The organism is Flavobacteriales bacterium (assembly GCA_016704485.1).
GTDB lineage: Bacteria > Bacteroidota > Bacteroidia > Flavobacteriales_F > PHOS-HE28 > PHOS-HE28.
This window is the reverse complement of record JADJAA010000001.1, coordinates 895238-909093: the sequence shown is the minus strand read 5'-3', so window position 1 is coordinate 909093 and position 13856 is coordinate 895238. Positions and strand designations below refer to the sequence as shown.

Annotated in this window: 11 protein-coding genes; 7 read left to right on the top strand and 4 right to left on the bottom strand. The window is 51.2% G+C overall.

The genetic code is table 11. The features are described 5' to 3' along the window. Window positions 1-75: 75 nt before the first annotated feature. Window positions 76-264, bottom strand: coding sequence for a hypothetical protein (locus IPF95_03920; protein MBK6473842.1), 189 nt, complete (start codon window positions 262-264; stop codon window positions 76-78). A gap of 236 nt (window positions 265-500) precedes the next feature. Here IPF95_03920 and IPF95_03915 point away from each other — a divergent pair, with 236 nt between their 5' ends. The 7 genes from IPF95_03915 (at window position 501) to IPF95_03885 (ending at window position 9994) form a co-directional block, all read left to right on the top strand. Beyond that, window positions 501-2591, top strand: coding sequence for a tetratricopeptide repeat protein (locus IPF95_03915; protein MBK6473841.1), 2091 nt, complete (start codon window positions 501-503; stop codon window positions 2589-2591). A gap of 529 nt (window positions 2592-3120) precedes the next feature. Beyond that, on the top strand, window positions 3121-3765 hold the full coding sequence (locus tag IPF95_03910; protein MBK6473840.1) for a TetR/AcrR family transcriptional regulator: 645 nt from the start codon (window positions 3121-3123) through the stop codon (window positions 3763-3765). Next, a complete protein-coding gene (locus IPF95_03905; GenBank protein MBK6473839.1) occupies window positions 3762-5105 on the top strand; it encodes a TolC family protein in 1344 nt (447 codons plus the stop codon). Before IPF95_03910 ends, IPF95_03905 begins: the two co-directional genes overlap by 4 nt. A gap of 100 nt (window positions 5106-5205) precedes the next feature. After that, window positions 5206-5697, top strand: coding sequence for a biotin/lipoyl-binding protein (locus IPF95_03900; protein ID MBK6473838.1), 492 nt, complete (start codon window positions 5206-5208; stop codon window positions 5695-5697). After that, complete coding sequence (locus IPF95_03895) at window positions 5675-5974, top strand: hypothetical protein (GenBank protein MBK6473837.1); 300 nt, start codon at window positions 5675-5677, stop codon at window positions 5972-5974. The genes IPF95_03900 and IPF95_03895 overlap by 23 nt, the downstream gene beginning before the upstream one ends. After that, window positions 5877-6392 carry an efflux RND transporter periplasmic adaptor subunit gene (locus IPF95_03890; protein MBK6473836.1) on the top strand — a complete coding sequence of 172 codons (516 nt, stop codon included), beginning with the start codon at window positions 5877-5879 and terminating at the stop codon, window positions 6390-6392. The genes IPF95_03895 and IPF95_03890 overlap by 98 nt, the downstream gene beginning before the upstream one ends. Before the next feature lie 32 nt (window positions 6393-6424). Continuing rightward, window positions 6425-9994 carry an efflux RND transporter permease subunit gene (locus IPF95_03885; protein ID MBK6473835.1) on the top strand — a complete coding sequence of 1190 codons (3570 nt, stop codon included), beginning with the start codon at window positions 6425-6427 and terminating at the stop codon, window positions 9992-9994. Window positions 9995-10189: 195 nt separating this feature from the next. Here the strand turns inward: IPF95_03885 and IPF95_03880 are convergent, their stop codons facing one another. From IPF95_03880 to IPF95_03870, 3 genes are all read right to left on the bottom strand, one after another. Continuing rightward, window positions 10190-10942, bottom strand: a complete 753-nt coding sequence (locus IPF95_03880) for a response regulator transcription factor (protein MBK6473834.1) — start codon at window positions 10940-10942, stop codon at window positions 10190-10192. Window positions 10943-11068: 126 nt separating this feature from the next. Further along, window positions 11069-13570, bottom strand: a complete 2502-nt coding sequence (locus IPF95_03875) for a tail fiber domain-containing protein (GenBank protein ID MBK6473833.1) — start codon at window positions 13568-13570, stop codon at window positions 11069-11071. Window positions 13571-13588: 18 nt separating this feature from the next. Beyond that, on the bottom strand, window positions 13589-13840 hold the full coding sequence (locus tag IPF95_03870) for a hypothetical protein (protein MBK6473832.1): 252 nt from the start codon (window positions 13838-13840) through the stop codon (window positions 13589-13591). Between the last annotated feature and the right edge of the window lie 16 nt (window positions 13841-13856).

The following is a 13856-nucleotide window of genomic DNA, read 5'->3' as shown; positions in this document are numbered from 1 at the left end:
TCAGCACGGAATTGATCGCGGGTTGAACGAGTTGGTTCAGGGCTTCCTCCTGCCGATACTGTTCACGTTCGCATCTCAATAGAACGTAGTGCTGCTGTTCGGATCGATGGTCCCGCCGCATCGGATGCCGTTCCGACCAAGGGCCTCCATCGTCGGAGTGTTGGTCATCACATACCGGTTGGTAACTGCGGAAACACCGACCTGAACATTTGTCTGGACGCGCGCAGCTTGTTGCACTCTGGTATGGCTGTTCAGGAAATCCACGTACTACTGTTGCGATGTTTCATACTTCATCATATAGGCGGCAGCGTATCCTTTGGGATGGGCAACGGGCAATGTAGCAAGGACCAACAGCTTAGAACTATTGATGACGGCTTCTCTAGTGGGTGGCCCTCGTCATAATTATTGGGTAATTGATGTATGATAATAGGAATGGTAGTATTCTTACAGAGACTATGATCGGGAAGCACCCAACAAAGCATGTTGCATCGTACGGACTAATGCGATCTGCAATACGGTCAGTGTGTACTTTATGCCTGGTATGGTCCATCACGAACAGCTGCCATGCTCAAACCGAACTGGATTCGTTGCAACGGATCTGGGATAACACAGAGTTGCCCGACACGGTACGTTTTGGAGCTTACTACGACCTGATCTGGGACGGTTATGTCTATAGTGAGCCGGACACTGCATTCCTAATGGCGGAGCATATGCTTGGAGAGGCCCGAAGGAAGGGGTTATTGAAGTATGAAGGCAATGCATTGAGTTTAATGGGTGTGGTCTGGTATGTGCACGGTCAACCCAGAAAGGCATTGGAATATATGTCCAAGGCACATGCGAGCTATGTGGAGGCGGGAGAGCGGGAAGGGGCGGCCGATGTGCTAACGAACATGGCTAACATGTATTCCTTTCTTGGCTCGAAGGACACGGCTTTAGCGATGATCAACGAGGGGATGCAGGTCCACATCGAACTGGGCGATAGCCTAGGTTGGGCGAACGACCTGAATGCCATTGGAACCATACACATGGCACGCAGTGATAATGCAAAGGCGGTAGATCACATCAATGATGGTCTACGGATATTGCATGCGATGAACGACCAGGGCGGAATTGTTGCTGGTAAGATCAATTTGGGCGCCATCATGATGAACCAAGGCGACTACCCTGCGGCTCTGGTCCATATGCAGGAAGCCGCAGCGATCGCGGATTCCATCGGCCAGCAACATTCCCAAGCAAGGGCATTGCACGAGATCGGAGCGTGCTACACGGAATTGGGCCAGCTGGATTCGGCCTTTCGCTATTGCGATCGGTCACTCGTCATCCGTCGGCAGATAGATGACAAGCGAGGCGTGGTGGAATGCCTTGCTGAGCTAGGTCGCATTCTTCGTATACGGAAGAAACCCGAAAATGCACTTGTTTATTTGAAAGAAGGCGAGGGTATTGCTTTAGAAGCGGAAGTGGCCTTTGGGTATTCCACCATACTGAACAGCATGGGTCTCGTATACCTCGACCTGGGTCGAGTACAGGATGCATACAAGTTGTTGGACCGTGCAAGAGAAGCAGCCGTCGATGCTGATTGGGTGATCCTGCAACGTGATGCAGCAGAGTTGCGCTATCGCACCCTGAAAGCATTGCACAAACCAGAGCTCGCGCTGAAAGCATACGAGGAATTTGTTTTCTTGAATGACAGTTTGGTTCGCGAAGAGAACATACGCGAAGTACTTCGTAACAACTTTCGATATGCTTACGAACAGCGAGCGATCAACGATAGTTTAAAGTATGTTGTAGCGGATCAGCAACGATCCATATTCCATGCACAAGAGATCGGTACCCAGTGGAAAAGACTTTGGGCATTAGGGGGAATAGGTGTGCTTCTTGCCTTACTGCTGATCTCATATTGGTGGCGATCGCGGATATTGAAGCGCACGAATAGTGTGATCCTGAATGCACAGGCGCAACTGGTCTCCAGTGAAAAGAAACGAGAAGCATTGGAAGTGCGTACGCACATAGCCCGCGATGTCCATGACCAATTAGGAAGTGAGCTCACGAAACTGGTGATGCTCAGTGGCGAAGCAAAAGCAATGGCCCAACCATATTCCAGCCAATTAACTGCTGTTACTGTTGACCTGGAGCGAATAGCCGGTGAAGCAAACCGCTCGTTAGGTGATATTGTTTGGGCCATTGATCACAACCACGATTCGATGGCAGGCCTTACCGATCGCGTACGTTCCCATTGTGAGCGCATGCTGAAATTGAGCCAAGTTCCACACGTTGTTGATTGCGTTCACACCGGCGAAGACAGCATACTTGATCCGGCTACGAAACGTGATGTCTACATGATCGTACGCGAGTCACTGAATAATGCTATCAAATATGCAAAAGCAACGCATATCGCGGTAACCTTTCATACCGATGATAGACGGGTACTCTATGTCTTGCAGGACAATGGCGTAGGGTTCGATCCGACCGATAAGGGCGGACATGGGCTACAGAATATGCGCGAACGCGCAAAGCGGATCGGAGCAGACATCAGAATGGAAAGTGAGAGTGGGACGACTGTACGGTTGACCTTAATATTGGATACGCAGTAGAGATCCAATTGCATATTCAGGGATGGGCCCTGCATTGGATCCACACTGTTGTCTAGTTCCATGGGAAAGCTGCCTGTGCGCACGGCGATCGTGGATCTCCACCTGACCCGCTGATCCGTTCAAACTCCCTTTTCGTTCTGCGCTGGCCCCTTTCTGCATCCGACCATTGGCCCTCAATTGTAACAATGCACCCTTCCCCTGGGGAACAGTGAATGACATGTCGGCATCGCAAGCGCGAACAACGTGTTCTCACATTACGCCTGTTCAGATTGAAAAAATGCGAAGTCAAGACGCGAGACCTGCGCAACATGAGTGATGCAAAGGATGTGTGAGGGTGTTGGTTCTATTGAACGGGACGAAGGGAAACTTCCAGGAGTGCTTTTTGGTAAAGAATAATTGGTCAAGGTGGGATGACCTCAAGATGCGCGGTGGACGAACGGCACGGATCCGTGATAAACGGTAGAAACATTATTTAGTCGGAAACGTTTCCGTGTTGATTTCGTTTCCTACATTTGCACCCGCTGTCATCATGGACGAGAAAGAAATACAGATCATCGATCAATCATCCAAGGTATTCATGCGCCTCGGTATCCGGAGCGTGAACATGGATGATATCGCGCAGCATTTGCGGATCAGCAAGAAGACATTGTACCAGTTCGTGAAGGACAAGAACGAATTGGTATCGCGCGTTGTGGGTCATATCTGTTCGCATCACCACACGTGCATCACAGGCATTTGTGAACAAGGCCATAACGCGATCGACGAGAATTTCGAGATCACCCGTTTTGTTGCTGCCCAAATTGGTGAGATGCATCCGAGCATTCACTTCGATCTGGAAAAATATCATCCAGAGGCGTGGGCATTGTTGCAACGCAACGAACGCGAGGACATCTACAAGTGTGTTACCGGTAACATGCAGAAAGGAGTGAAGGATGGCTTGTACAGGGATGACCTGAATGTTGATGTGATCGCGCGCATCTACATCTCCCGGTTCGATGCGATCTTCGATGGTATACTCTTTCCGAAGGAGAAGTATCGCTTTGAAGATGTGATCTGGGAATTGTTCCGCTACCACGTTCGCGGCATGGCCAGTGATAAAGGTCTGAAGTATTTGACCAAGAAAGTTAAGAAGGAACGCGATATCTCCCCGAGCAAAAAGGCATTAAGATCATGATCCATCGAGTATGGTTAACCCTGGGCCTAGTAGCCCTGACGAGCATTGGCGCGAAGGCACAGGGCCCTTTGAGCCTTAGCCTTCAACAAGCGCTGGATCTAGCAGCGAAACAGAGTTACGCCGTACAGGCAAGTGCGCTGGAAGCGGAAAAGTCCATTCATCGGAGCAAGGAAATAGCCGCTGTTGGTCTGCCACAGATCAATGGTTCAGTACAGCTGCAGAACTTCATTGATGTTCCTACGCAGTTGATCCCGAATTTCTTTAGCCCCCCTGGCAGTGGAGCGCCGGAGCTGCTTCCTGTACAATTCGGTGTGCCATGGAGTATGAATGCCGGCCTATCGCTGAACCAATTGATATTTGATGGTTCCTACCTCGTGGGATTGAAGGCGGCAATGGAGTTGAGGGTCCAAAGCCAGCAAGAGCTGGAAAAAGCACAGGCTGATGCGCGGAACCAGACGGCCAAGGCATACTTCGGTGTATTGGCGGCTGAAGAAGGGATCCGGTTGATCGGTGAAAGCCTACCGCTATTGGAGAAAAGTTTGAACGAGGTGACGGCCACCTTCGAAGCCGGTTTTCTGGAGCAGACCGATGTGGACCGGATCAACATCCAGTTGGAACAAGCTCGCGCTCAGCAGCGGAATTTTGAGCAACAAGCGAATGTGGCGCGTATGCTATTGGCTCTGACCATGGGCACACCACAAGGTACACCATTGATCCTTACGGATGAATTGGAGAATATACTGAAAGACCCGAACGAGACCAGTTTGAGCGAGCAGGAATTGGTAGCCTCCTCGCATATCGAACTACAGGCGGCGAACACGATCGTTGGACTAAGCGTTCTGGAACACAAGAATGATGTGGTCAAAGCACTTCCCTCATTGGGTGGTTTTTTGCAACACAGCCAAGTATGGAACGGACCTACGTTCGATCCCGGTGGCCAATACCAGTTCTATCCCACCACACTTTGGGGTCTGCAATTGAACGTGCCCATCTTCAGCAGTGGTAGTCGTATCCAAAAGGCCAAGCAGACCAAGATCGCAATTGAACAGGCCAAGGTGAATCAAACAGCAACCGAGCAGCGCCTGATCGCAATGGCCGAACAAAGCAGATCACAAGCGCGCACAGCAATGGACAATCTGTTGACGGAGGAGAAGAGCATGGAGTTGAGCAAGAAGATCATGGACCGTACCACGATCAAGTTCAATACCGGAAGTGCAAGCAGTTTCGAATACACACAAGAACAAGGCAACTATCTAATGGCTCAGCAGATGTACATCCAACGGATGGTTGAATTGTTGATGGCGCGCGCAGATCTCAGAAAGTCACTGGATCTCTATTGAATCAACGGACCAACTACGTGCACATGTGCTTTCGCGGCACCGTTGCGAAAAGCACTACGCAGAACAACTTATCACCGCAATCGAATTTCCCAACTACACAATGAAACACCCGATCATTACAATAGCGATCACGGTCGCACTAACGATCCTCTTGGCTTCCTGCGGATCCGCGCCAGATAAGAGCGACCTGGACCGCAAGCGCGCAGAGCGTGATTCACTGAAGGTGAAGTATGCGGAATTGGGTACACAGATCAAGGACATCGAGACCTGGTTGGCGGAGAACGACAGCACGGTGCGCCGCAACCTGAACACGGTAACATCCGCTGAGGTCAAAGCCGGCTCCTTTTCGCATTACGTCGATGTACATGGTGTGGTAAAAGCGGATGAGTCCGCTGCACTTTTCGCACAGCAAGGCGGTCGCGTCCGTCGTGTTCTTGTGAAAGCGGGAGACAAGGTGAGTGCGGGCCAATTGCTTGTAAGCATTGATAATGACATTGTAGCAAAGCAGATCGCCCAAGCCGAAACAGGCATGGAATTGGCGCGTACGGCCTTACAACAAACAAAAACAATTGTGGGATCAGCAGATCGGTAGTGAGATGGAGTTCTTGCAGATCAAGTCGCAAATGGAACAGGCTGAAGCTGGCCTTGCCGCGATGCGCGAACAACAACGCTTGAGCAACATTACAGCTCCTTTCAGCGGGCAGGTGGATGAGATCATGTTGCGCGTTGGCGATATGGCCAGTCCGATGCAACCCGTAGCACGTGTCGTAAATGAGCGGTGTACAGTTGGAAGCGGATATTCCGGAGAGCTATCTGAGAACGATCCAAACAGGAGCACCTGTAAAAGTTTCATTCCCAAGCCTGAATGAAACCTTCGATGGAGAGTTGGCACACGTAAGTCAGTTCATCGACCCCATGAATCGCACGTTCAAAGTATCCGTGCGTGTGCCGAAGGCAGAGAAATACATGCGGCCGAACCTCCTAAGTGACATCAGCATACAGGACGGAAAGAACGACAGTGCGTTGGTAGTACCTGCACGTGCAGTGTTGCAGGACGTGGACGGTAATAACTACATTTTCATTCTGGACAGGACGCGTAATGATGAAGCGATTGCACGCAAAGTGATGGTGGAGCGCCTGAGCCAGTACAAAGGCAGTTTGAGCATTGCCCCATCGCAACCGGGCGCATTGCGTGGTGGCGAACTGATCATCGATGAGGGTGCGAAGAACGTTAGCGAAGGTGCAACGGTACGTGTTGCGGAGCCATTGCAAATGGTCGTGAAATAAGGTCTACCGCAGCAGTCCAAAGCAGAACGATAATGCACAGCAACGAGGATATTGAGAAGGATCTGCATGGTCCGGAACGTCAGTTCGCCATCACCACGTGGGCGGTGAACAACCGCACCACCGTGATCGTGCTAACGATCCTGATCTGCGTCATGGGTGTATACTCCTACATTGTAATGCCTAAGGTGAGTTTTCCTGAGGTGGTTACGCCGGAGATCTTCATTGCTACGCCGTACAACAGCAGCTCGGTGGTGGACATCGAAAAGCTGATCACCAAGCCCATTGAGAAGGAATTGAACACCATAACCGGTGTGGATCAGATCACCAGTACCAGTGTGCCGAACTTCAGTTCCATCGATGTGAAGTTCACGTATGACATTTCACCGACCGAAGCCTTGCGTAAGGTGAAGGACGCCGTGGATAAAGCACGGGGTGATGCGAATTTCCCAACGGACCTGCCATCGGAGCCGAATATCTTCGAGATGAACTTCAGCGAGCTTGTGCCGGTGATGAACATCAACTTGAGTGGTGATTATCCGATGGAGCAACTCCATGAATATGCCAAGCATTTGGAGGATCGCATAGAAGACCTTACCGAGATCAACAAGGTGGAGATCCGTGGTGTTCCGGACCGTGAAGTACGGGTGAGCGTGGACCTCTATCAGATGGAGGCGCTGATGCTCAACTTCGATGACATCGGTAACGCGTTGCGCAGTGAGAACCTCACCATGAGCGGTGGCGACCTCCTCACCGGAGATCAGCGGAGAAGCGTACGGATCGTCGGCGAATTCAAGGACATAGCGCAGATCAAGGATATCGTTGTAAAGAATGAAGGGCAGCGTGAAGTACGCTTGCGCGACATTGCGGATGTGACATTCGGTTACAAAGAGCCGGAGAGTTTTGCGCGTGAGTATGGCAAGAGCGTGGTGATGTTGGACGTGATCAAACGTGCTGGCGAAAATCTTTTGGATGCCAGTGACAAGATCAATGCTATCCTTAAAGAAGATGTCGGCAGGGAACTACCTACCGACCTTACCATTACTGTTACCGGGGACCAAAGCGAACAAACGCGTGTGAGTGTGGATGAGTTGATGAACCACATCGTATTGGGTGTTGTTCTAGTGATCGGTGTACTGATGTTGTTCCTCGGTCTGCGCAACGCGATGTTCGTTGGACTTGCGATCCCGATGAGCATGTTCATCTCCTTCACCTTGCTCAACCTGTTCGGCATTTCATTGAACATGATGGTGCTGTTCGCATTGATCCTTGCATTGGGTCGATTGGTGGATGATGGTATCGTGATCGTAGAGAACATTTACCGCCACATGAGCAATGGCGAACCCGCCATGAAGGCCACGGGCCTCGCGGTAGGTGAGGTGACCATGCCGATCATTGCTGCCACAACGGCAACGGTAATGGTGTTCGCTCCGCTGTTGTTCTGGCCCGGTATCATGGGTGAGTTCATGAGCCTTATGCCGATCACGTTCATGATCGCGTTGGGTAGTTCATTGTTCGTTGCGTTGGTCGTGAATCCTGCGTTGGCATCGAAATTCATGAAGGTGGAGAACGATCACATGCCCACCAAGAAGATGTGGCGTGTATCGGGCATTCTCATTGCGATCGGTGTCGTGTTGGCCATGATCGGCGGAGTTGCACACAGTACGTTCGTCTTCAGCATTGGTACGTTGGCTGCGTTCTTCGGACTAATGGGCATTGCCAACAATAAGATCTTTGAACCACTTACCAACTTGTTCCAGAACAATTGGTTGCCGAGGTTGGAGCACAAGTACGAAGGTTTTTTGCGCTATGCCTTGAGCAAGCATCATCCACGTACGTTCTTGTTCGGCACATTTGGCTTGCTGATCCTGGCCTTCGTTCTGTTGGGCTTGTTCCCACCGAAAACATTGTTCTTCCCGAGCAATCAACCACAGTTCATCAACGCCTTCATTGAAGCGCCGATCGGTACGGACATACTCAAGACCGACAGCATTACCCGTGTAGTGGAAGCTCAGGTAATGAAGGTGGTGAACGATCCGCAGTACAGCGAAGTGCGCGAACTAAAGGATGAGGATGGAAATGTGATCGGTAAGGATACCGTGAACTTCCTTGTGAATTCCGTGATCGCGCAAGTTGGGAAGGGCACCAGCGATCCTGGTACCGGGCAGGTGGAATTGGGAGCTACGCCGAACAAAGGGCGTGTGCAGATCAGCTTCGTGAAATTCGCCGACCGTAAAGGGATCAACACGAACGACGTATTGGAAGCGTTGCAGAAAGGTGTTACAGGATACCCCGGCGTTGTGGTCACCGTTGCGAAGAATGCTGATGGGCCGCCCGTTGGAAAACCGGTGAACATCGAGATCCGCGGCAAAGAGATCGATGCCTTGTTGGACGAAGCTGAGAAAGTAAAGGCATTCATCGATGCAAAGAACGTACCTGGGGTCGAAGCACTTCGGATCGACATCGATCGTGCGAAACCGGAGATGCCGATCGTGATCGATCGCGAGAAAGCGCGTCGCTTGAACGTAAGCACATACGCCGTTGCGGATGCCATTCGTACAGCGTTGTTCGGCAAGGAAGTCAGCACCTTCCGAATTGAAGGGGATGATGATGATTACGAGATCAATGTGCGCTTGAAGGATGAGTACCGGTACGATGCGCAACAGTTATTGGACATGCGCATTACGTTCCGTGACATGCTTACCGGACAGATCCGCCAAGTGCCGATCAGTGCGGTAGCACATGCGGAATATGGTAGCACGTTCAGCGCGATCAAACGCAAGGACCTCGACCGGGTGATCACCGTTAGCAGTAACGTGATCGCGGGTTACAACAACAATGAAGTGGTGCAGCAGATCAAGGATGAGATGGCCGCAGGGTACACCGTAAGCCCTGTGAACAGTTTGCGATTCACCGGCGAACAAGAGGATCAAGCAAAGGACATGAACTTCCTGTTGATGGCATTCGTAGTTGCGATCTTCGTGGTATTCCTGATCATCGTAGCGCAGTTCAACAGCATCAGTTATCCGATGATCGTTATGAGCACGGTGATCTTCAGTACCATTGGTGTGTTCTTGGGCTTGGTGGTCTTCCGCATGGATTTCATCATCCTCATGACCATGCTCGGCATCATCTCGCTGATCGGTGTCGTAGTTAACAACGCGATCGTATTGATGGACTTTGCTCGGTTGTTGTTCGCACGTGCACAACGTAAATTGGGATTGGGAACAGAGGACGTTATCCCGAATGATGAGAGCATGGAAGCACTGATCATTGCAGGTCGCACACGTTTGCGTCCGGTGTTGCTTACGGCGATCACTGCGGTATTGGGTCTTTTGCCATTGGCCATAGGACTCAACTTCAACTTCATCAGTCTGTTCACCGAATTGGATCCACACATCCACATGGGTGGCGACAACGTGATCTTCTGGGGACCGCTCAGCTGGGCAGTTATCTACGGTCTCATCTTCGCAACCTTCCTAACGTTGATCATGGTCCCGGTGATGTTGTTGATCGTACAAAAGATCAAGCACCGCCGTGCATGGAAACGCGGAGAACTACCGATGGACATCAGCGGTTTCGAAAGCGCAGGTGGGAAGTCGTAGAACAATTCTCTTTTTCAAATTGAAAACCCCGGTCGGAATGATCGGGGTTTTTTGCTGCCGGATCGCGTTTGGAGCTGATCAGAATAGCCGATCGATGCCGCGAAGTACATGATCAATATCAGTCATTAGCCGAAGGGCAACGCGCATTCTTCATGGTGCCGAAGAAACGTTTTTAAGGTGCCCTTTATCCCCGGCTTAAAGCATATTCAACGAATCCAGCAGCTCCTGCTTCTTGCGGCGGGCAACCGGAATGTTCTGTTCGTTGGAAAGGACCACCTCGCCACCGTCGCCACGAATGTATTTTTTGATGTGTTTGGTGTTCACCAAAAAGCTGTTGTGGATCCGGATGAAGTGGTCCTCTGTAAGGATATCCTCGAATTCCTTCAGCGTTCGCGAGATCACCAGCTTCTTTTTGTCCCGTAAATGGAGCGTGGTGTAGTTGGAGTCCGATTCGCAACTTACGATCTCGTTCACGTGCACCAACTCCAAGCCATCGCTAACAGGCAATGCGATGGTGCGATCACCGGTGGATCGGTCGATGTTCTTTAACAGCATATCCACCATTGGTGCGCGCTCCGTTCCGACTATTGTTTTCTCCGCCTTTCCGATTGCCTCGGAAAGCTCTACCGGGTCGATGGGTTTTAGTAAATAGTCGAGGGCGCTGAAGCGGATGGCTTTTACAGCATAACTCTCATGGGCCGTGGTGAAAATAACGTGTGGTCGGTTATCACCTAAGCCCTTTAGCAGATCGAACCCGGTCAAGTTCTTGAGCTCGATGTCCAAAAAGAGAAGTTGTGGCGCACATTCCTTGATCAGCGCAATGCCGCTGGGCACATCTTCTGCTGTGCCGAGCAGGTTGATGCCTGGATGGCGACGTTGCAATAAGGCCGAAAGCCCTTTGCGTTGTTGTTCTTCATCGTCTACGATAACGGCAGTGAAGTGGGTCATGGTCTTGTTTGAATGGTTTCTTGCGTGGCAACGAGCCGTTGAAGTTCTTTGATCCGTTCTAGTGCTGCTCCTAGTGCAACTTCAAGTTGTGGTTGATGCGGACCATGTCTGTGTCGAACTCACCGTTCATTTTCCTGCCTTCATTTCCAACAACTCCTTGCGCAGCATCTCTAACTCTTCGCGTAGCTGGTCGTTAATTTTCTGCTGCTCTAGGACAGTGACATTCAGTTCCTGGATCGCTTTTACAATGGGTACCGTGAAGCTTGCGTAGCCCAAGGTATAGTGGTCGGTCTCCGATTTTGGATGATGCACTCCACTGAAGTCATAGCCCGCCAACCGCGCTGCTTCTTCAACTTCTTGAGCGATGAAACCGGTCTGTCGTTGTGCCGATACCTCGCTCAGCCGTTCCCGGTATTGTGCCTTCCCATCTTCATCCGGCAACGTATCCATGCGTTGTGCAATGCCAAGAAATGCATCCACACCGTGGGCGTCCAGGGTGTAGGTCACGGGTCGCAGCCGCGCAATGAATTCTAATCCGGGTACGTCCTCCTGAACGTGGCGCTTGAACCGGCCATCACTCAGGTCCTGCCAGGCACCGAAACCACCAGTGAGGTTTGTGTGGACCGCCGTACCGATAACCGCACGATAGTTGATTCCAGCGGTGGCGAAGTATCCCACTGCAATGGTGCCTGTAAGGTCAGCATTCGTGCCCGCAGCCGCACCCAATGCCGTGTTGTCGTTGCCAGTATAGTAGTTGCCATAGAGCGCCCATGTACCCAAGGCGGTATTACGATTTCCCGTACTGTAGATATGCATGGCCATGCAGCCCATAGCCGTATTGTCATTTCCTTCATTGGTCACGAGGGTTGAATATCCAAAGGCAGAGTTCTGCGATCCAGCTGTGTTCATGTAGAGGCTACCTCCTCCGACGGCACTGTTACCATAGCCGGTTGTACTTCCCCGAAGTGCTCCAATGCCATGCGCGGTATTGCTATGTCCTACGGTGTTCATGTTTAATGCCCAAGCTCCATGCGCAGTGTTCTGCCAGCCCGTGGTGTTGCTCTGGAGGGCATGGTACCCGGTGGCGGTGTTCTCGTATCCCGTCGTGTTCGTCAGCAGCGACCTGTATCCCACCGCCGTATTCCCATTGCCGGTGTTCTCTGCTGGGTCAGTGGAACCCCGCAGCGCCTCGTAGCCCACAGCTACATTCGTGTTCTCGAAAGTGGATCCGCTATTGTTGGCGTATTGCATGGCATAAGCGCCTATAGCTGTAGCATTCGATCCGGCTTGGTTGGACCCAAGAGCTGAAACACCAAGAGCAGTATTCCAATCCCCTAAAGAGTTGGAATAGAGAGCAACGGCTCCGATGGCTGTATTGCTATGCCCAGTAGTGTTGAACCATAGTGCGTTTCCTCCAATGGCACTATTGCTATATCCTGAAGTATTAGAGTTGAGCGAATAGGATCCAATGGCGGTGTTGTCATATCCCGTTGTGTTGGAAAACAGTGCGTTCAACCCATTTCCTGTATTGAGCGTTCCGCTAGTATTTAGAAAGAGTACCCTGTGACCATTTGCGGTATTGGCGCTTCCCGTTGTATTGAAATAAAGGGATTCAAATCCCATGGCAGTGTTTTGCGCCCCTGATGTATTGGCATAGAGGGTCCGCGCTCCATTGGCAGTATTATTATTCCCTATAGTGTTATTCTGTAGGGATTCGAATCCCATAGCAGTGTTTTGTTCTCCTGTTGTATTTGAATAAAGAGAATGGTTACCACATGACGTATTCCATTGGCCAGTAGTATTGAAGTAAAGGGTCCTGAACCCCATGGCTGTATTGTTGTTCCCCGTGGTGTTGGAAGCCAATGCCCAAAACCCAATGGCGACATTGAAATTTCCCTCGGTGTTGGAATGGAGTGATTCATATCCGCTGGCCGTATTGCCCCATCCGAGCGTATTGGCGCGCAATGCCCCGTTACCTATGGCGGTATTCCTGCCACCAACCGTGTTGTACTGGAGTGCCTGATACCCGGTGGCGGTATTCTCGTTCCCCTCGCTGTTGGAGATGAGCGCCAAATGACCAAGGGCCGTATTGAAGCCTCCAACGGAATTGGAATACAGTGACTGATGACCATAGGCAGTATTGCCGATACCCGTGCTGGTGTTGCCCCCAGCTTCATACCCTAAAAATGTATTGAACAAGAAATGGTCGATCCGTCCCGCTTGCTCTCCATTCACCCTGAAGGTGAGCGGTACATCATCCGTAGTCCCCAAAAAGTGGGTGCCGTCTACTGTACCCGCGTTGCCGTTGAGTTGCCATCCGCCACCACCTCCCGCTCCGAATTCCACCCACTGCGTTCCATCCCAATACCAAAAAGATTTTGTTGTTGTGTCGTACACCACCAATCCATCTTCCGTTCCGCTGAGGCCCGCCATGGCGAGACGAGAAGCTGTTGAGAGTCGTGGTAACAAAGCACCCAACAATAACCCGTTGTTATCCGCATCGAGCAATGCGTATGCATTTGGTGCGGAACCAGTGGTATTGATCCCCACATTCTGAGCTTGGGCCCAGAAACCGGTGAAGAAGATCAGGATCGTTAAGATCGTTCGGTATGTGAAAGTAGGTGCCATGGAGAGGGGTTAAGTGGCTCAAGTTATTGTTTTGGAAGCTATCGTCAATGATCCGTTGCAATGCAGGTTGGGTCGGCTGAGCATTTGGGCCGAATGATCGAGCAACCGCCGATCCCGCGGCACGCGTTGGTCCAATACATGTCCTGCACGAACTACCAACGTGCCACCCGTTGCACATAGCACCTGGCAGATCCGATCGTTATTCAGGTTTTCGGATGTGCCGATCAGACCCAGATCAAAAACAGGAACAGCCTTCGATGATAGTGCCAACTGTTCGGGATGATGC

Excerpts from the sequence above, each read along its gene's own strand:
- IPF95_03915 (MBK6473841.1), top strand. The coding sequence starts at position 501 with ATGCGATCTGCAATACGGTCAGTGTGTACTTTATGCCTGGTATGGTCC.
- IPF95_03910 (MBK6473840.1), top strand. The coding sequence starts at position 3,121 with ATGGACGAGAAAGAAATACAGATCATCGATCAATCATCCAAGGTATTC.
- IPF95_03905 (MBK6473839.1), top strand. The coding sequence starts at position 3,762 with ATGATCCATCGAGTATGGTTAACCCTGGGCCTAGTAGCCCTGACGAGC.
- IPF95_03900 (MBK6473838.1), top strand. The coding sequence starts at position 5,206 with ATGAAACACCCGATCATTACAATAGCGATCACGGTCGCACTAACGATC.
- IPF95_03890 (MBK6473836.1), top strand. The coding sequence starts at position 5,877 with ATGAGCGGTGTACAGTTGGAAGCGGATATTCCGGAGAGCTATCTGAGA.
- IPF95_03885 (MBK6473835.1), top strand. The coding sequence starts at position 6,425 with ATGCACAGCAACGAGGATATTGAGAAGGATCTGCATGGTCCGGAACGT.
- IPF95_03880 (MBK6473834.1), bottom strand. The coding sequence starts at position 10,942 with ATGACCCACTTCACTGCCGTTATCGTAGACGATGAAGAACAACAACGC.
- IPF95_03875 (MBK6473833.1), bottom strand. The coding sequence starts at position 13,570 with ATGGCACCTACTTTCACATACCGAACGATCTTAACGATCCTGATCTTC.